The following is an 18,897-nucleotide window of genomic DNA, read 5'->3' as shown; positions in this document are numbered from 1 at the left end:
AGTGAAAAAGTTTTACTGGATACTATCATTCTTAACTTTTTATCTGCTACCATTCACTCCCACACAGGCATCAGCAGCAGATACTAAGGAAAATTTAATTCACCAAGCTAATCAACAATCTTCTGCACCGCAGATAGCGCTGACAGAAGGATTTTCTGTTTTCCCAGTAGGCGTAAATGTGGGCAAGCACAATGTCCTTCCCAGTACATCTGTGCGGGGCAAAGAAAATGGGACAGAAGCAATTAATTTAGAAAATTGGTTGATTACCTACGATGCGGTAATTCAAGTATTAAAGCTATCAATTAAATCTTTACCAGACGGACAGTTAGAAGTTCGTTCTCCTGGTTTGGTGACTCGCATTGACCCCAAGCAATTAATTAATGATCCAGAGTTAGGAGTGGTCTTTTCTGTTCAACAATTGCAAACTCTGTTCGGGGTGACAGCTGAATTTGATATTAATGATTATGCCATCACTTTAAATCCTCCTTGGTTAGGAAAAACAGGATCATCTCTACAGGATAATACTACAGTCCCGATCCAATTAGAAGGATTACCAACAGTTAAAGCCCCTCAACAAACTCTCACAGCTATTGAACAAAGAGTCAATACTAGCGGTTCAGTGACATCAACTCCTACTTTTGCTGGTGAAACAACAGCCGTAGGTACAATTTTAAATGGTAGTTTCTTTTTACGTGCCAATCAAAGAGACTTGACAGACTCCCAAACTTGGAATTTAGCTGAGGCACAGTATTTAAGGGAAACAGATAAAGCTGATTATGTTATGGGTTCTCAGCCGACTTTTTGGCGTAGTCAAAGTAGCGAACAATATTGGGGTTTTACAACTATTCAAAGACAAGGATTTAAAACCTTAGTACCACTAGAAGGCGGTAGTTTTAGTCCCAATCAACGGTTACAAGCATCACAAATTGGGCGCACAATTGTTGGCAAAGCGGCACCAGGAACTTTAGTCAGACTAACACAAGGTTTAGGCGATCGCCCCATTGCTGAAGTTTTGATAGATTCCTCTGGAGTCTACCGTTTTGAAAATTTAGCAGTTGGCGGCCAAGCTTTAGGCGGTAACTATCGTGTTTTACTTTATCCCGAAGGCAGACTAACAGCGCAACCAGAAATCCGCACTGCTACTTTCTCTAATCTTCCTGGACAGATTCCCCAAGGATCATCAGCAACCATTGTATCTGGTGGCTGGCGGCGGCAATTATCAGGCGCAAACAATCAAAGTTTTTTGGGAGATTTTACCAAATTTCAAGGGGGAATTGCTCGTCGCTGGGGCGTATCGGAAAACTTAACTGTGGGTGCTGGTGTAATCTACGATCAAAATATTAAAGGATTGGGAGAAATATTTTTTCGCCCTAATACTTTTCCTATAGAGATTGCAGCTTCGATACTTTCAGGGGATAAAGATAGTAAATGGGATATTAATGCTGATGTGCGTTTGTTTCCAACAAAGAACATCACCGCCAGATTTAATACTGATAAATTTTCTAGCCGATTTAACTTAGATTGGCGCATTTCCCCTAACCTAACTATGTTGGGCAACTATGACAGTCGTAATGGTTGGGAAACTGGATTGCAAACATCATTTAGCCTGGGAAAATTGCTCACTTTAGGGCGTTTTACTGTAGACGCAGAAAATCGCTGGCGCTGGAATCTTTACCAACGTTTCGGGTTATTATCGTTTAGTCATCAAGGCAATGAAATTGGTACAACATCGCAGTTAGATTACAACTTATCTGGTAGCTCTGTTTTACAGGGTGGCCATTCTCTACAACTTGGTTACGAAACACGCAACCTAAATCAGTTTGAGAACCTAGCAACTTTAGCTTGGCGTTATCGTTCTCCACAACTAGCAACCGATGGCAGAAATATTTGGGATGTGGAATTAGGATATGGTATGGGTTCTCGCAGTTCGGGTGTAATAGTGATGTTGGAAACTGCTGTCATCCCAGGGTTACTAGTACGAGGACGGTATGAAGGTGGTTCTCTTAGCTCTGAACAAGCTTCCTATAGTTTAGAAATTCTTTCTGGCCTTAATTTTGGTGGGGGGGGATTATTTCCAGGCGATCGCAAATCAGATAGATTGCGTTCTGTAGGGGGATTATTAATTCAACCATTTTTTGACAATAATAATAACGGTAAACGCGATCGAGGCGAACAAATATATACAGAAAACTCTGATTTACTCTTTATTCTGAATAACTCACCAATCAAATCATTTCGTCCACAAGTCCAAAAACAGCGGATTCTCGTACCACTTGTACCAGGAGCCTATCGTCTTGATGTCGATCCGGCGGGATTTCCTATAGATTGGGAAACTGCTCTAGATAGCTATGCAGTAGAAGTAGTTGCTGGTAGTTACACTTCTGTTTTCATCCCACTTCGTGCTTCCTATACTCTCTCTGGCGTGGTTACAGATACCACAGGTAAGCCAGTTGGTGGTGCGCGTGTAGAAGCAATTGCAACAAAATCAGAGCAACACCATTTTTCTGTAACTAATGATGCTGGCGTTTACTATCTAGAGCGTTTGCCACAAAGCACCTATCAACTCAAAGTTAACGATCGGATAGTTCAACCAAATACAGTCACATTTAACGAATCCTCTCAGCATTTTCAAGAATTTAACCTGCAACAGCCTTAAGCAGTAAACCACACTATTTCAATGGTTTGTTCTTTTCTAATTCAGGGATTTAATTTTTTGAAGATAGTTTTTAGTTTAAATGCAAAGGAAAGCGCAGAGTTTTTATTATAACGATACATTTAGCCATTTATACCAATTATCTAACCCAGCACCAGTAGTTGCAGAAACCTGAAAAATCTGAATTTTGGGATTTACTTCTTTAGCATATTCTATGCACTTTTGAACATCAAATTGCAGGTAAGGTAGCAAATCGATTTTAGTGAGAATCATGATATCACTTGCACGGAATATATGCGGGTATTTTAGCGGCTTATCTTCTCCCTCTGTGACGGAGAGAATCACGACTTTTGCCTGTTCTCCTAAATCAAATAAGGCTGGACAAACCAAATTTCCGACATTTTCAATCATCACAACTGAATTCAGTGGCGGATTCAGTTGTTGTAAACCTCTTTCTATCATTGAGGCATCTAAATGACAGCCTGTTCCGGTATTGATTTGGATGACTTTAGAACCTGTTTCTTTAATTTTTTTGGCATCGTTAGCAGTTTCTTGGTCGCCTTCAATGACACTAATAGATAATTGCTGCTTTAAGTCATTGATTGTGCGAGTTAAAAGAGTTGTTTTGCCAGCACCGGGAGAACTCATTAAATTTAAGGCGAGAATATTTCGACCTTTAAACCATCCCCGATTTTGGGCTGCTATTAAATTATTTTTTGCTAATATATTCTGTTCTAAGGATATCGTTGTGTTGTGTATTTTGGCATGAATTTGAGGCGCTTCTATATGAGTATCGTGACTATGGGAATGAGTAATGACAGTTCCATCTGGTAAAGTATGAGTATGGTGATGATGGTTATGTTCAGCTTCATCTGTTTCTAAATTGGTAATTTTAGCTTCACCATCATCCGAACAACCACAAGTTACACACATAATTCCTCTATTTCTATTTCTTTAATTTTCAGTTCTTCACCAGTAATTAAATCTAATTGCACGCTACCACAGTTACAGATACCAAATGGTTTATCTAAATAAATTTCTGCACCACATTGGCGACATCTTCCTAAACCTGGAATTTCCAAAATTTGTAGTATCGCCCCTTCTAAAACTGTACCCTGAGTGCAAATATCAAAACAAAATCGGATTGCGTCGGGCATAATGGCTGAAAGTTTGCCAATTTCTAATAAAACTCGCTGTACTTTTGCGCCTTTGGCGTGTTCAGTCACAATTGCCACAATATTTTGGGTAATTCCAAATTCGTGCATATTATAAATTTATTAAAGATTAACAAATTCGTGGTAATTGGTCGCCTACTAACATATCAACAATCCTTTCAGCACCAAAAGCTGTTTTTAATAATACGATACCTGGGGGTGAAGGAATAACTTCGCCAATAATACAAGCATCTTTGCCTGCTGGGTGAGATTTCATCGCTGATAAAACGTTGTCAGTATTCTCTTTTGGAACCACTACAACTAACTTACCTTCATTAGCTAAATACAATGGGTCTAAACCGAGAATTTCACAAACTCCGTTGACTTCTTCCCGCACTGGGATAGATTCTTCAAAAAGACGAATCCCCACATCGGAACTGAGGGCAAATTCATTTAGTACTGTAGCTAAACCTCCGCGTGTAGCATCTCGCATAGCATGAACTTGGGGACATACATGGAGAATAGTTTCTACTAAACTATGCAATGGCTGACAATCACTTTCAATATTAGTATCTAATGCTAATTCGCCACGAGCAATTAAAATTGCTGTTCCATGATTGCCTATTTCACCATTAATTATTATGGCATCTCCAGGTTTAATATTGTGAGCAGAAATATTAACTCCTCGTGGGATGATACCAATACCAGCAGTATTGATAAAGAGTTTATCAGCAGCACCTCGATGTACAACTTTTGTGTCACCAGTAATAATTTGAACACCAGCTTTTTCTGCGGCTGCTTTCATACTGTTTGCGACACGGCGTAAAATTTCAACAGGTAATCCTTCTTCTAAAATTACGCTGCAAGTTAGGTATAAAGGTTTAGCACCACTGACAGCTAAATCATTAACTGTACCGTTTACAGCTAATTCTCCTATATCACTACCGGGGAAAAATAACGGGTCTACAACATAAGAATCTGTTGTAAATGCGAGTCTGTCTCCTTGTTGGAGGAGAGGGGTTAAGTTGAAGCTGGCTTGGTCTTCTAGTTGTGAGAGAATTGGGTTATCAAAATTGCTGACAAAGATATCATCTATTAAATCGCGCATGGCTTTACCACCGCTGCCATGTGCGAGAGTTATATGAGTGTCTTGCACTTTACTTTTGCGGCGGCGGACTTGTTCTATTTTTTGGAATAGGGGATTTTTTATTGGGTTTGTGGGGGGAAAATTCATATTAAACTTTTTTTAAACGCAAAGGAACGCAGTAGACGCTTTTGCGGCTTGCCGCAGGCTGGGAAGCGCGGAGGTACGCTGAGTATTAGTCTGAGGAGAAGCCGCAGGCGGGGAGGGGTTCTTGAGTTATTTTTGGCTTTTGGGCGATTGTTCTTTTGGCAATGGTGGAAAGTCGCCCATATTTGTAATAAGCTGCACAAGCACCTTCGGAAGATACCATGCAAGTACCGATTGGTGTTTCTGGTGTGCAAGCTGTACCGAATACTTTACACTCCCAAGGTTTTAAGACTCCTTTGAGAATTTCTCCACATTTACAAGCTTTATGGTCGGCTACTTTGAGGTTAGGAATGGTAAATTTAAGTTCGGCATCAAATTGAGCATATTCAGGTTGAATTTTTAATCCTGAATAGGGGATGTCACCTAAGCCGCGCCAATCAAAACTATCTCGGACGGCGAAAACTTTATTTATGGCTTGGAGGGCTACTGTGTTTCCAGATTTTTGGACAATTCGATTATATTGATTTTCGACTTCACAACGATTTTCTACTAGCTGTTGCAATAGCATCCAAATTGATTGGAGAATATCTAAGGGTTCAAATCCTGATACGACAATTGGCTTATTATATTGTTGGGAAATAAATTCATAAGGGTCGGTGCCAATTACCATACTGACATGGCCAGGGCCAACAAATCCATCTAGTTGTAAGTCGGGATTATCTAATAGTGCTTTGAGGGCGGGAATCACGAGGACGTGATTGGAAAACATACTAAAGTTAGGAATTTTTTCGACTGCGGCTTGCAGGATGGTGAAGGCGGTGCTGGGGGCTGTGGTTTCAAAGCCTAATGCGAAGAAGACTACTTCTTTGTCGGGGTTATCTCTGGCAATTTGCAGGCTATCTAGGGGAGAGTACACCATACGGATGTCTGCACCTTGTGCCCTGGCTTGCAGTAATGTGGTGTTGGAACCGGGAACTCGCATGGCATCGCCAAAGGTGGCAAAAATGACGTTATGATTTTGAGAGATTGCGATCGCATCATCTAATCTCCCTTTTGGCATCACGCATACTGGACAACCAGGCCCATGAATTAGTTCAATGGTTTGGGGTAATATTTCTTCAATACCATATTTAAAAATGGAGTGAGTATGTCCGCCGCATACTTCCATGATTTTGATGGGTTTTTCTAGCTGGTGGCTTAATTTGGCGATTTCGCGGCGGATGGCTTCAGCTTTTTCTGGTTCGCGGAATTCGTCAACATATTTCATAGGAAGTGAGGAGTAGTGAGTTTTATGTATCTGTTAATTTCGCTTTTGTGGTAGGGAGTTTTTTTAACGAACCGCAAAGGACGCAAAGGGCGCGAAGAAGAAAGAAAGAAAGAAAGAAAGAAAGAAAGAAAGAAAGAAAGAAAGAAGTTTGAAACTCTTTTTCTGCGTGATAACAAATATTATTTAAGTACTAATCCCTGCTTGTGCTGCTGCTAATTCTTCAAAGAGTTGTAATGTTTCTGCCGCTTCTTGTTCGTTAATTCGATTCATCGCAAAGCCAACATGTACTAGCACCCAATCACCAATACAAGCTTCGGGGGGATGTTGTTCATCAACGATACAAGCAATATTTACTTCGCGCTTAACACCACCAATGTTAACTATGGCTAATTTATGGTTAGTGCTGGTAATTTCTATAATTTGTCCGGGGATTCCTAAGCACATTTTTTTATTTTGAAGATAAACTAACCGCAGAGGCGCGGAGAACACAGAGAGAATTATTTGTGAGTTTTTTCAAAAATCAAGACTCATGTATTAATTGTGCGGCTGCAATAACTGCTTGTCCTAGAGATAACCCGCCATCATTAGCGGGAACTAAGCTGTGAGTAAGTACTTTGATTCCCAATGTTTGTAATCCTTTGGTAACTTGGTCTAACAATATACAATTTTGAAATACCCCTCCTGTTAAAGCTACCTGATTAATCAGATTCTCTTGACTAAGATGTTTAACCATTTCCACTATTGCATTAGCTAAACCTTTGTGAAATTTAGCAGCTATAACTGGTTGGGGAATCTGCTGCTGTAAGTCATTGAGCAAGGCTTGCCACATTGAGGGGGTGTCTATACAATAAATACTATCTGAAAAGCTAAAGTTAAAAGGATATATTAGGGTTTCTTTATCATTATTTAAGCTGCTAACATCTACTATAGCTTCCATTGCGATCGCAGCTTGTCCTTCATAGCTACATTCATCTCTATAAATACCGATAGCCCCTGCCACTGCATCGAACAACCGCCCCACTGATGAAGCCGGAGGAGAGTTAATACCTTTCTCTATAAGTTGATTGAGTAGTTTAAGTGGCTTGTTTTTCAAGAATTTAAATATTTCTAAATCAGAATACTTCTCTTCGCAATCATCCCAAAGGTTAGCAGCTAATAATTGGGTATAAGTATTACGCCAAGGCTGATAAATTGCTTGTTCACCACCAAGCATTGCTACTGGTTTAAATGTTGCTAGGCGTTTAAATTTCCGGTAATCTGCTAAAAGAAATTCTCCACCCCAGAGTGTGCCATCGTCGCCATAACCTAAACCATCTAAAGCAATGCCTAATATTGGAGGCGAATCTAAAGGAATTTCATTTTCAGCCATGCAAGCGGCGATATGGGCGTGATGATGTTGAACTGGATAAACTTTGATTTGATTTGTTTCCCCAATTTCTTTACCAAGTTTGCTTGAGAGATATTCAGGATGTTTGTCAATGGCAATTATTTCTGGTTGATGCTCAAATAAATTTAAGTATAAATTTAAAGTGTCTTGATAAGTATTGAAAGCCGCAGCATTTTCTAAATCTCCTAGATGTTGAGAAAGAATCGCTTCTCCTTCACGCAATAGACAAAAGGTATTTTTTAACTCACTACCCATTGCTAAAATTGGCGGTACATTCTGAAATCCTGGTGGTAAACTAATTGATGCTGGTGCATATCCTCTGGCACGGCGAATTGTTTGAACTTTATCACCAAGAACACGCACAACCGAATCATCTACCCGATTAATAATCTCTCGATTGTGAAAGAGAAAATAATCAGCAATTGTTCCTAATTTTTCTCTTGCCTCGTCATTATTAATACATTGTGGTTCATCAGCAATATTGCCACTTGTTAAAACAATTGGGCGATTCATCCGCCGCAGAATTAAATGATGTAGGGGCGTATAAGGAAGCATGAAGCCAAGGGTATTTTGCCCTAATGCAACTGACGATGCTAATTGTTTTTTATCTGAAGCTTGTAATAAAACAATTGGTGCAGCAGAACTTGTTAATAATTCTTTTTCTTTGGCGTTGACAATACAATATTGTTCAATTATTTCAATATCCCGCGCCATTAAAGCAAAGGGTTTATGATAGCGCTTTTTTCGCTGACGCAGTTTTTGTACAACGGTTTCCTGTGTTGCATCACAAGCTAGATGAATACCACCTAAACCCTTTATTGCCACAATCTCACCTTTTTGCAACAAGGTACAAACGGCATCGACATCATCCAACATCGAAAACATGGAAGCAGTAACCGATTTACCATCAGTGCGTTCTAACCAAACTGTGGGGCCGCAAACATGACAAGCGACAGGTTGGGCGTGAAAACGGCGATTTTCAACATCGTGGTATTCCTTTCCACATTCTGAACATACGGCAAACGCAGACATACTGGTATTGCATCTGTCATAAGGAATGGCACGAATAATACTCAGTCGGGGGCCGCAATGAGTGCAATTAGTAAAGGGGTAACGGAAAAAGCGGCTAAAGGGGTCGAATATTTCTTGTTGACATTGCAAACAAGTGGCTGCATCAGGGGTAATTTCTGTTTTAATAGCATTACTGACGCTAGTAGAAATTACAAAATTATCAAATTTCAATTCACCTTCATAAATAGTTCTTGTTAGTTGATTAATTCTTGCCAATGGTGGACATTCTGTTTGCAATCTGGCAACAAATTCTGTGATTGCTTTCTCACTACCAGATACCCTAATTAATACACCTTGTCCATCATTACAAACATCTCCACGCAAACCACAGGCTTTAGCCAGACGATATACAGTAGGGCGAAATCCTACTCCTTGAACAGTACCGCGAACTCTAATTTCTTCAGTCGCCATATAAATCTGACTTTCAAAAATTACGAAATGAGGCTACGCCAAATTTCCTTGGCTTCTTATTTCTTTCTTTGCGTACTTTGCGTACTTTGCGGTTCGTTTATCATATTACAAATTATTAAACTGCCACAGTAAAATTCGGTTATTTCCAGAATCAGCTATCACTGCTGTATTACCACAAATTTTTATCCCGTAACACCAATTTAAGCTATCTCGTTTAGGTAGTCCGAAATTACGATTTTCACCTTTATTTTGAAAATTTATTTGTCCTGCTAACCCATCTGCCACTACACCTTGCAGTGATAAAATCGATTCTAGCTTTCTCCATCCTAACAACCGAGAATTAGCTGTATCTGCAACTACTAACCAATCTCCAGCCACCCCAACACCATAAGGCATACTCAAACTACTAGCGCTTGGCAAATAAACTCCTTGATTCATTTCCACAAAATCAAAGCTTTTTTGTCCTAAAACTACTGCACAAGGGGTATTATTTTCTGTTGGTATTCCCTGCCAAATCATCACTCGATGATTACCTGCATCGCTGACAACCAAATTTTCTCCCCAAAGGGTGATATCGTGACACCAACGCATACTCGCTGCGGTTGCAGAAGCACCGCCGTTTTCATTGCGAGATATCATATCTGGTTGTCCCAAAACTACATCAGCAGGTTGACCATTTTCTGTTGGTAACTGATGCCAAATTAATACCCTGCGATTACCAGTATCGGCAATAAATAGCCGTCCTTGATGATAGAAAACACCATAAGGCCAGTGCATTGTACTGGCGGATGCTTGTTGACTTCCCCGATTTGGTTCATTATCGATAAAATTAGCTTGTCCTAACACCAAATCTGCTGGAACATTGTTATCTTCTGGTAAGTTTTTCCAAATTAAAACTCGATGATTCCAAGCATCTGCTACGGCTAACCCTTCATCACAAGCACAAATGCCTGTTGGTACACTTAAGGTTGCACTTCCCGGTGTACTTTTAGCATTTTGTCCTTCATGATAAAAATCAGGTTGTCCAATTACCCAATCAGCAGGTTGACTATCTCGTGTGGGTAATTTTTTCCATCCTAATAATCGATGATGTCCGGTATCTGATACCCATAAAGGGCCGGTTTTTGATAACAAACAAGCACCACGAGGCCCAAACATTGTTGTGGGACTAGGTGCTACAGGTATCACTAATTGTTCGGGTTCGATAATGTTACCTAAAATTACCTCTGCACCTTGAGGTGATAGAGGTAAATATTGAGAAATATCTGTTGCTTCTAGCGGTAATTGTGATATGGGATTAATTATGATTGGGATATCCATGAACCGCAGATAGACGCTGATAATTATTTAAAAACATTAATCTTGATTAGCATGTAACAATAGTAACGGTTTTGCATTATGTTTTTTTCAAATTAAGTTAAAACCTCTAATCAACTTCTATATTAATCAAGCTTAAAAAACTCAAGATAGCCTTTAGAGGATGTTTGAAAAATCCTATTCTCGGTATTAAAGCACTTCCAGCTATTATGCAATACAGACCGCCAGGGAATAGAATTCTCTGTCTAATGGTGCAAGTCCTCTAGAAGAGGACTAGAAAAACTTGGGTTAAAGCACTGACAGCTATTATGCAATATAGTACAGTTTTTCTTCTTGCCATTTCCTATCATAGTTTTCAGCTTTGAGGATGTACCTCATAGCTGCCGGAAGCGCTGTAGATAGTTTTAGATCCCCCTAAATCCCCCTTTTTAAAGGGGACTTTGATTCAGGTTCCCCCTTTTTTAAGGAGGGTTAGGGGGGATCTAAAAGTGCCTAAATTCACAGCAAAATACTTCTCAAACAACCTTTTAGTAAGTTTTGCTACATAGCGAATCTTTGACATGAGTGCGCGATTTACTGAAATTAGAAAGCAAACTGGGGTTTGAGAAAGTAAAAGCTTATTTTGCTTGCGGAAAACACTAAAATGAGTAAGTCAAATAACCTTTTACTTGCGGAAAACACCAAAATGAGTAAGCAAACTGGAGTTTGAATAAGTCAGAGCTACTTTTGCTTGCGGAAAACACTAAAATGAATAAGCAAACTGGGGTTTGAATAAGTAAAATGACCTTTTGAGAAAGTAATATGCCTTTTTACTTTCTCAAAACACTAAAATCAATACCTGAATTACACAAATGAGAATGAATTCAGGGATATTGAGAAAGCATTCGGGCATTTTGCTTGCACAAAACACTAAAATGTATGCGCGAACTACTGAAATGAAAAAGCAAATTAGCCGTGATTGACTAATCGTCAAGTATATTTGCTGAAATCTTACCTTCGCACGATCATTTTTGTAGTTTTACAAAAACCTTATCGTCTTTAACCTTGACTGGATACGACTGAAGCGAAACATCAGGTACGGTTAAGCATTTACCTGTCTCTAATTTGTACTGGAATCCGTGGGCAGGACAGGTAATAATAGCATTTTCAACTTTACCCTTTTCTAAGGGAGATCCTAGATGGGTACAAGCATTACGGTAACATTTAACTGTAACGCCTTGACGATGTAAAATTAGTGAAGTACCAGCAAGTTGTACTGCGATTACGCTAAACTCAGGAACTTCATCAATAGTTGCTACTTTGATCCAAGTACAAGTTATTTTTGAAGAGAATGGACTGATTAAACTAGAATTCGCGTTCTTAACAGCAGGGCTATTATTGACTGCAACAACTTTAGTAATTTCAGGACAATGGTTTTTTATTGCCTGTTCTACTCCCTGAGATAAAGTCAAAGTAGAAGCCGGACAACTGCTGCAAGTTCCGATTAATTTGACTTCTACTGTATCTGGGGGCTTAATTGCTACTAGTTCTACATCCCCATTATGACTTTTTAAACCTGGGCGAACTTCTTCAAGGGCTGTTTGAATTCGTTGTGCTAATGGTGGTTTTGGTGGTTTTACTAGTTCGTGATAAAGCAGTACTGCGTATACTACCTCATCATTAACAGCATGACGCAATGCTGACATTGATTCTTGCTTGAGGCTTTTAATTAAATTAGTCAATGCTGCTTTGTGCAAAGCTTCAATTGCTGTTTTTAGACCGATTGCTACACACCTTTGGCTTTCATCCCATTCGGATATAATTGCCTCAAAGCGGTTAATTTCCCGAACTAATTCTTCAAGGTTTGTCATTAGTCATTAGTCATTAGTCATTGGGCAAAACAGTTCAGAGTCCCGTTAGCGGTAGCGGGGCGTTTAGCCCATTCCCAGTCCTGAGTAAGAAAAGTGAGATTCCCTACTCAGCACTCAACACTCATTACTCAGCACTCATTACTCATCAGGGGCATTGGTTATTCCTAAATTACCAATGACAAATTACTTCGTTTTAAAATCTTTGAGGAGAAATGGCATAATCAAGCCTGTCACTAAGCTAGATAATGTTATTGGTAGGTAGAAGGGAATATCAGCTTGTGCAAATAACACTAGCACTGACGAACCGATAGCAGCTGCTATGGCAGTTTTTTGGACAAAATATATAGGGTCGCGTAGTAATTTTCCTTTGAAAAATAACTTAGCAGAAAACCACCCAAGTTCTAACATATTTCCTCCTAATAATGTGACAATAAATTAAGTATGGCAAACCCTAATAGAATTGCAGGAATTACACCAGCAGGGGCAAACAAAGCACCAACCATTGCTGAAAGCTGATAGCCGATATCTTTTCCAGCTAACAGCATTCCACCAATGGCACCGCCAAGCATAGATAAGGCTGTTGCTATAATTATCCACACTAATCCTGTTATTATGTTCAAATCACCATCTGCTAAACTTGTGAGAAAATCTCTCACAGAAGGGTTTGTTAAAATATCTCTCATGCTGTTTTGTTCTCCTGATGATGAGGGGGTGGATGAGGGAGAATAATCAATGCTCAATGCCCGATTTCTACTTCAATATCTTGTAAAGCTTGGGCTACTATCTCTGCTTGTTCAGTTTGTTGATTTTGGGTAAATATTTCTAAAGCTTGTTGATAGTAAATACGAGCTTTTGAGAGATTATTAGGATTACCCGCTTCTGGGTTTTCTGAGTCATCGGGTAAGTTGAATAAGGCGTTGGCTTTGTTTGAAATTGTGTTAGCGTATTCTAGAGGTGTATCTTGGAAATTACGCACTTTTAGCGCTTCATCATAAGCTGCGATCGCACGTAAGTTATTTTCCACAGGATGGGAACTCACTAAATATTGCAAAGCGTTACCCAAGTTGTTTTGCAACATCGCATATTCTCTGGGATGGTCAATCAGATTAATATGCTTAAGTGCGACCTCAAATGATTGCACAGCTAACCCTTGACGCAAGTATTCTCGTTCTGATGCCAGTGGCATAGAAAGGTAAGCGATCGCAATATTGTTATACAAAATCGCGTATTCTTGGGGGTAATCTTCCCAAGTGAACACCCGCAAAGCCTCATGATAAGCCTGGATGCTGTCAGTTATCCGCGCCAAATTGAAGGGCACAAGCGACTGCAACACCAGCCCAAAATTCATCTGTGTCTCTGCTACTTCCTCTGGTGAAGCTAATTCCTGTAAGATTGGCAGTGCTTCTTCATAACCTGCTTTCGCTTGCGTCAGCAGTTGGTAATCAGCATCCGGTATTGCTTGTAATGTCCCTGCCATCCCCACTTTCGCCCTGGCTTTCAGTAGGGGATACTCCTCACCACACATTTCATAAGCCCGGTAATATAACCCAACTGCATTCCGCAAGTCTTGGGCAGCTTTAGGCTTTTTTTGAAAACCCTGTGCGATCTCAATCAGCATTTGGATTTTTTCTTCTGCTGAAGCTGACTCCGATGCAACAGCTGCTACCGCAGCTTTCACCGCCGAATCTGTAATGCTGGGGGTCATAACTCTGCCGTACTCTAGCCAATTGGGAATTGAGTCCAACACCCATGAATAATCGAAACACGCGATCGCATTTCATCACGGGCCATACTGATTTACGCAGGCTTCGAGTCCTTTAGGCGGAATTCCCCTTTTTGTCTGAGACTAGGCTAAGGATTAAGGACTAGGGAAAGAGTTGATCCCATGCCCAATGCCCAATCAATTTTTTTACTATAAAACACCCTATTTCTAAAATTCTAGGGGGAAATTGCTAATATTAATGTCAGCTTTAAACACCTAATTTTTTTTAAATACTTTTTGTATCATCGTGTTATACAATTTAAATATTTTTTATTGAATTGTTGACATACATAATATTTATTGTACTCAAAATAGTCGCCACGGGATCATCAAAGTGTAAAATATGTTCATCAACTGTAAAACAAGCTAACTTGAAAACAGACAGTATCTTCTATCGGATTTTTCAGAGTATCCCTACTACGTTCTTTGAACTGATTAACCAACCGCCCCAACTAGCTAGTGTTTACCAATTTTCTTCAGTAGAAGTCAAACAACTGGCCTTTAGAATCGATGGCGTTTTCCTCCCAAATGCAGCAGAACTACCCATTTATTTTGCCGAAGTGCAATTTCAACCAGACAAAAAGTTCTACTCACGTTTATTTACCGAAATCTTTAACTATCTCGATAAAACCGAATTAACCAACAATTGGCGCGGTGTTGTCATCTACCCCAACCGTAGCGTTGATACTGGAGATACCGAAAGATATACAGAATTACTCAACTCACAACGAGTGACTCGCGTCTATCTTGACGAATTAAGCTCAATTGAGACATCATCAATCGGCATAGATACAGTTAAACTCATCATCGAACCCGAATCAACCGCGACAACAAGAGCGATCGAAATAGTCAACAGTGCTAGAGAGCAAATTCTAGATGTCGCTACTATTAGGGAAATTATACAATTGATAGAGACGATATTAATCTACAAGTTGCCGCAATTGAGCCAAGAGGAGATCGGAAAAATGTTTGGATCAAATGAGTTAAAGCAAACTAGATTTTACCAAGATGTTTTTGCAGAAGGGAAACAAGAAGGGAAACAAGAAGGGAAACAAGAAGGTAAGTTAGAAACGATACCCCGGTTATTAGCGTTGGGTTTAAGTATTGAGGAGATAGCTCAAGGCTTAGGCTTGGACGAACAAGTTGTTAGGCAAGCTGCACAACCAAAATCTTAAAACAATAGGGTGCGCGAAGGCTTAACAGTGCGTTTAATAGAGACGATATTAATCTAAAAGTTGCCGCGATTTAGCCAGGAGGAGATAGTAAAAATGTTTGAATTAAATGACTTGAGGCAAACTAGATTTTTCCAAGATGTTTTTGAAGAAGGTAGACAAGAAGGTAAAAAAAAGGTAGACAAGAACTTTTTGAAGAAGGTAAACAAGAAGGTAAGTTAGAAGTTAAGTTAGAAATAATACCCCAGTTATTAGCGTTTGGGTTGAGTATTGAGCAGATAGCTCAAGGCTTAGGCTTGGACGAACAAGTTGTTAGGCAAGCTGCACAACCAAAATCTTAAAAAACTGATATATAGCTGACGGGGTGCAAGACTTTGCACCCCAATATTTTGCTGAATTTGACTTGGTTATTGCATTAAAATCTGACTACTTAAAATACAATACGCTTGGGTTAAGAGTTATTGGTGTAGATAATTGGTATTTGAAGACGCGATTTATCGCGTCTCTACATGAGGGTTTTTGGCTTATCTGAACTGTATTGGCTGAAAATATTCATCCTTTCGCACAGATTGATACTTGGCAATAATTGTTATTAATAATTTCAGAGCTTTAACCGCAATAAACTAAGCATGTTTATTTTATTGAATGCGAGGAGTTAAAATCAAAAGATAATTTTATTTTTATTTTTGATGTTACATATATAACAGACATACCCCTTTAAAATAATCTTAATTAAATCTCAGCTATTGTTAATGATTAATTCTTTTTTAATGAAAGAGAATTAAAGAAAAAAATATCTTAGTATTAAAAAACAAATATTGATAAGCAGGTGAGACTTTACAAGCATTATCACCTACATCATGCATGGGAAACAATACAAAAATACCTAGCCGATGACTAACGTACTATGGCTACAGGGTGGTGCTTGTTCAGGCAACACCATGTCATTTCTCAACGCCGAAGAACCGACAGTCTGCGATTTGATCGCTGATTTTGGTATCAATATACTTTGGCATCCTTCCTTGGGGCTGGAACTAGGCAACGATTTGCAAACACTGCTACGAAATTGCATTTCTGGGACAATTCCCCTAGATATCTTGGTATTTGAAGGCAGTGTTGTTAACGCCCCCAATGGCACTGGCGAATGGAATCGGTTTGCCGATCGCGCCATGAAAGATTGGTTAGCAGACCTCGCCAAAGTTGCTAAATTTATCGTCGCAGTGGGAGACTGTGCCACCTGGGGAGGAATTCCCGCCATGTCACCTAACCCCAGCGAATCAGAAGGTTTGCAATTTCTCAAACGTCAAGAAGGCGGCTTTTTAGGGAAAGATTTTCTCTCACAAGCCGGATTACCTGTAATCAATATACCTGGATGTCCCGCCCATCCCGACTGGATTACGCAGATATTAGTGGCGATCGCTACTGGACGCATAGCAGACATTGCTTTCGATGAACTAAATCGTCCCCAAACTTTCTTCAACACCTACACCCAAACAGGTTGTACCCGTAACGTCCACTTTGCCTACAAAGCCTCAACTGCCGAATTTGGTCAGCGCAAAGGCTGCCTATTTTATGACTTGGGTTGTCGCGGCCCCATGACCCATTCCTCCTGCAACCGCATCTTATGGAACCGCGTCTCATCCAAAACTCGCGCCGGAATGCCTTGTTTAGGTTGCACAGAACCAGAATTTCCCTTCTTTGATCTCAAACCCGGAACCGTATTTAAAACCCAAACAGTAATGGGAGTTCCCAAGGAATTACCGCCAGGATTCAACAAAAAAGACTACGCCTTACTCACAATGGTTGCAAAAGATGCAGCGCCAGCTTGGGCAGAAGAAGACTTTTTTACAGTTTAGTCATTAGTCATTAGTCCTTTGTCATTTGTGAAAAACCAATGACCAATGACCAATGACCAATGACAAATAACCAATGACAAAGGACAAATAACAAATGGGAATTCAATCATTAGACATTTCGCCTGTCGGTAGAGTTGAAGGCGATTTAGATGTCCGAGTCGATATTGAGAATGGGCGGGTAGTCAACGCCTGGACACACGCAGAACTTTTTCGCGGATTTGAAGTTATTCTACGCGGTAAAGACCCCCAAGCCGGATTAATCGTTACGCCTCGCATTTGCGGAATTTGCGGCGGTTCTCACCTAACTTGTGCTTCTTGGGCATTAGATACAGCTTGGGAAACAGAAATTCCCCGCAATGCAATTTTGGCCAGAAATCTCGGTCAAATTGTCGAAACCATTCAAAGTATCCCCCGCTATTTTTATGGTTTGTTTGCCATTGACTTAACCAATAAAAAATACCGCCATAGTCGCTTTTATGACGAAGCCGTAAGACGCTTTGCTGCTTTCACAGGCAAATCTTATGAATTAGGCATCACAATTTCTGCTAAACCTGTAGAAATTTATGCGCTTTTAGGCGGACAATGGCCTCATTCTAGCTACATGGTTCCTGGTGGCGTGATGTGTGCCCCCACTCTTACAGATATTACCCGCGCTTGGGCACTTCTCGAATATTTCCGTACCAATTGGTTAGAACCAGTGTGGTTGGGTTGTTCTTTAGAACGCTACGAACAAATCCAAACTTATGATGACTTTAGGGAATGGTTAGATGAAGACCGCAATCATCGAGATTCCGACTTAGGTTTTTATTGGCGGATGGGTTTAGATATCGGTCTAGATAGATATGGCGCTGGTGTTGGTAAATATGTCACTTGGGGATATTTAGCCCATGAAGATAAATACCAAAAGCCGACTATTGAAGGACGAAATGCGGCGATGATCATGAAAAGTGGAGTGTACGACAGCTTCGCAGACACTCACGTTTTAATGGATCAGTCATTTACCCGCGAGAATACAACTCACTCTTGGTACGATGAAGGGACAGAAAATATTCACCCTAGCGATCGCACCACTAAACCCACTGCAATCAATACTAAAGACTTCGATAACGCCTACTCTTGGTCGAGTGCAGTCCTGCACAAAGATTTCGGACGTTTGGAAACCGGCCCCTTAGCGCGGCAATTAGTAGCTGGTGGTAAACATGGCGAATCTTGGCAACATTACGACCCCTTCATCCTTGATGTATTCAAGGAGATGGGTGGCGCTAGTATTCATGTGCGTCAGCTAGCACGAGTTCACGAAATTGTCAAGTTATATCGCCAAGCTGAACACTGTTTGCGCGAGTTCAAATTAAACGACCCTTGGTATATCAAACCCAAAGAAAAAGATGGCAAGGGTTGGGGTGCAACGGAAGCAGCGCGGGGTTCTTTGTCTCACTGGGTAGAAGTAGAGGGCGGTAAGATTAAGAATTACCAAGTGATTGCCCCAGGTACTTGGAATATCGGCCCTCGTGATGGTGAAGGAATCCGTGGCCCCATTGAAGAAGCTTTAATTGGCACACCCATTTACGATTCTAGCGATCCGGTGGAAGTTGGTCATGTGGCGCGATCGTTTGATTCATGTTTGGTGTGTACAGTCCACGCCCATGATGCCAAAACTGGTGAAGAACTAGCGCGTTTTCGGACTGCTTAAAGGATGGTAATGGCTAATGATTTTTTAGTTAATCATTAGCTCATTATTATTAGATTTACTGATGTTACCTTTCCTA

Annotated in this window: 15 protein-coding genes; 4 read left to right on the top strand and 11 right to left on the bottom strand. The window is 40.2% G+C overall.

From position 1 onward, the window contains the following. Position 1 precedes the first annotated feature (1 nt). A complete protein-coding gene (locus V7K61_RS12855) occupies positions 2–2,656 on the top strand; it encodes a carboxypeptidase regulatory-like domain-containing protein (RefSeq protein ID WP_335053670.1) in 2,655 nt (884 codons plus the stop codon). A gap of 105 nt (positions 2,657–2,761) precedes the next feature. Here the strand turns inward: V7K61_RS12855 and hypB are convergent, their stop codons facing one another. The 11 genes from hypB to V7K61_RS12800 all read right to left on the bottom strand — a co-directional run bounded on the left by hypB (position 2,762) and on the right by V7K61_RS12800 (position 14,046). Beyond that, complete coding sequence (hypB, locus tag V7K61_RS12850; protein ID WP_335053669.1) at positions 2,762–3,586, bottom strand: hydrogenase nickel incorporation protein HypB; 825 nt, start codon at positions 3,584–3,586, stop codon at positions 2,762–2,764. Next, positions 3,577–3,918: a hydrogenase maturation nickel metallochaperone HypA/HybF gene (locus tag V7K61_RS12845; protein WP_335053668.1), complete on the bottom strand. Its 342-nt coding sequence runs from the start codon at positions 3,916–3,918 to the stop codon at positions 3,577–3,579. The genes hypB and V7K61_RS12845 overlap by 10 nt, the downstream gene beginning before the upstream one ends. A 19-nt stretch (positions 3,919–3,937) precedes the next feature. Next, positions 3,938–5,041: a hydrogenase expression/formation protein HypE gene (hypE, locus tag V7K61_RS12840; RefSeq protein WP_335053667.1), complete on the bottom strand. Its 1,104-nt coding sequence runs from the start codon at positions 5,039–5,041 to the stop codon at positions 3,938–3,940. 85 nt (positions 5,042–5,126) lie between these two features. Then, entirely contained in the window at positions 5,127–6,305 is a 1,179-nt protein-coding gene (gene hypD, locus V7K61_RS12835) for a hydrogenase formation protein HypD (RefSeq protein ID WP_335053666.1), read from the bottom strand. A 183-nt stretch (positions 6,306–6,488) separates the two neighbouring features. Continuing rightward, positions 6,489–6,749 carry a HypC/HybG/HupF family hydrogenase formation chaperone gene (locus tag V7K61_RS12830; protein WP_335053665.1) on the bottom strand — a complete coding sequence of 87 codons (261 nt, stop codon included), beginning with the start codon at positions 6,747–6,749 and terminating at the stop codon, positions 6,489–6,491. A 76-nt stretch (positions 6,750–6,825) separates the two neighbouring features. Beyond that, complete coding sequence (hypF, locus tag V7K61_RS12825; RefSeq protein WP_335053664.1) at positions 6,826–9,174, bottom strand: carbamoyltransferase HypF; 2,349 nt, start codon at positions 9,172–9,174, stop codon at positions 6,826–6,828. Positions 9,175–9,279: 105 nt separating this feature from the next. After that, a complete protein-coding gene (locus V7K61_RS12820) occupies positions 9,280–10,494 on the bottom strand; it encodes a hypothetical protein (protein ID WP_335053663.1) in 1,215 nt (404 codons plus the stop codon). A 1,001-nt stretch (positions 10,495–11,495) separates the two neighbouring features. Further along, positions 11,496–12,341 carry a NifU family protein gene (locus V7K61_RS12815; protein ID WP_335053662.1) on the bottom strand — a complete coding sequence of 282 codons (846 nt, stop codon included), beginning with the start codon at positions 12,339–12,341 and terminating at the stop codon, positions 11,496–11,498. Positions 12,342–12,524: 183 nt separating this feature from the next. Next, complete coding sequence (locus V7K61_RS12810) at positions 12,525–12,749, bottom strand: hypothetical protein (RefSeq protein ID WP_335053661.1); 225 nt, start codon at positions 12,747–12,749, stop codon at positions 12,525–12,527. 8 nt (positions 12,750–12,757) lie between these two features. Continuing rightward, positions 12,758–13,024, bottom strand: coding sequence for a hypothetical protein (locus V7K61_RS12805; RefSeq protein WP_335053691.1), 267 nt, complete (start codon positions 13,022–13,024; stop codon positions 12,758–12,760). A gap of 53 nt (positions 13,025–13,077) precedes the next feature. Then, positions 13,078–14,046 carry a hypothetical protein gene (locus V7K61_RS12800; RefSeq protein WP_335053660.1) on the bottom strand — a complete coding sequence of 323 codons (969 nt, stop codon included), beginning with the start codon at positions 14,044–14,046 and terminating at the stop codon, positions 13,078–13,080. 428 nt (positions 14,047–14,474) lie between these two features. Between V7K61_RS12800 and V7K61_RS12795 the strand changes: the two genes are divergently transcribed. The 3 genes from V7K61_RS12795 (at position 14,475) to V7K61_RS12785 (ending at position 18,821) form a co-directional block, all read left to right on the top strand. Then, a complete protein-coding gene (locus tag V7K61_RS12795) occupies positions 14,475–15,278 on the top strand; it encodes an Rpn family recombination-promoting nuclease/putative transposase (protein WP_335053659.1) in 804 nt (267 codons plus the stop codon). Positions 15,279–16,168: 890 nt separating this feature from the next. Beyond that, positions 16,169–17,131 (top strand): hydrogenase small subunit, encoded by a 963-nt coding sequence (locus V7K61_RS12790; RefSeq protein ID WP_335053658.1) that lies wholly within the window; start codon positions 16,169–16,171, stop codon positions 17,129–17,131. A 94-nt stretch (positions 17,132–17,225) separates the two neighbouring features. Then, positions 17,226–18,821: a nickel-dependent hydrogenase large subunit gene (locus tag V7K61_RS12785; RefSeq protein WP_335053657.1), complete on the top strand. Its 1,596-nt coding sequence runs from the start codon at positions 17,226–17,228 to the stop codon at positions 18,819–18,821. Positions 18,822–18,897 lie beyond the last annotated feature (76 nt).

Source organism: Nostoc sp. (assembly GCF_036918015.1).
GTDB lineage: Bacteria > Cyanobacteriota > Cyanobacteriia > Cyanobacteriales > Nostocaceae > Nostoc.
This window is presented reverse-complemented; position numbering and strand designations above follow the sequence as displayed.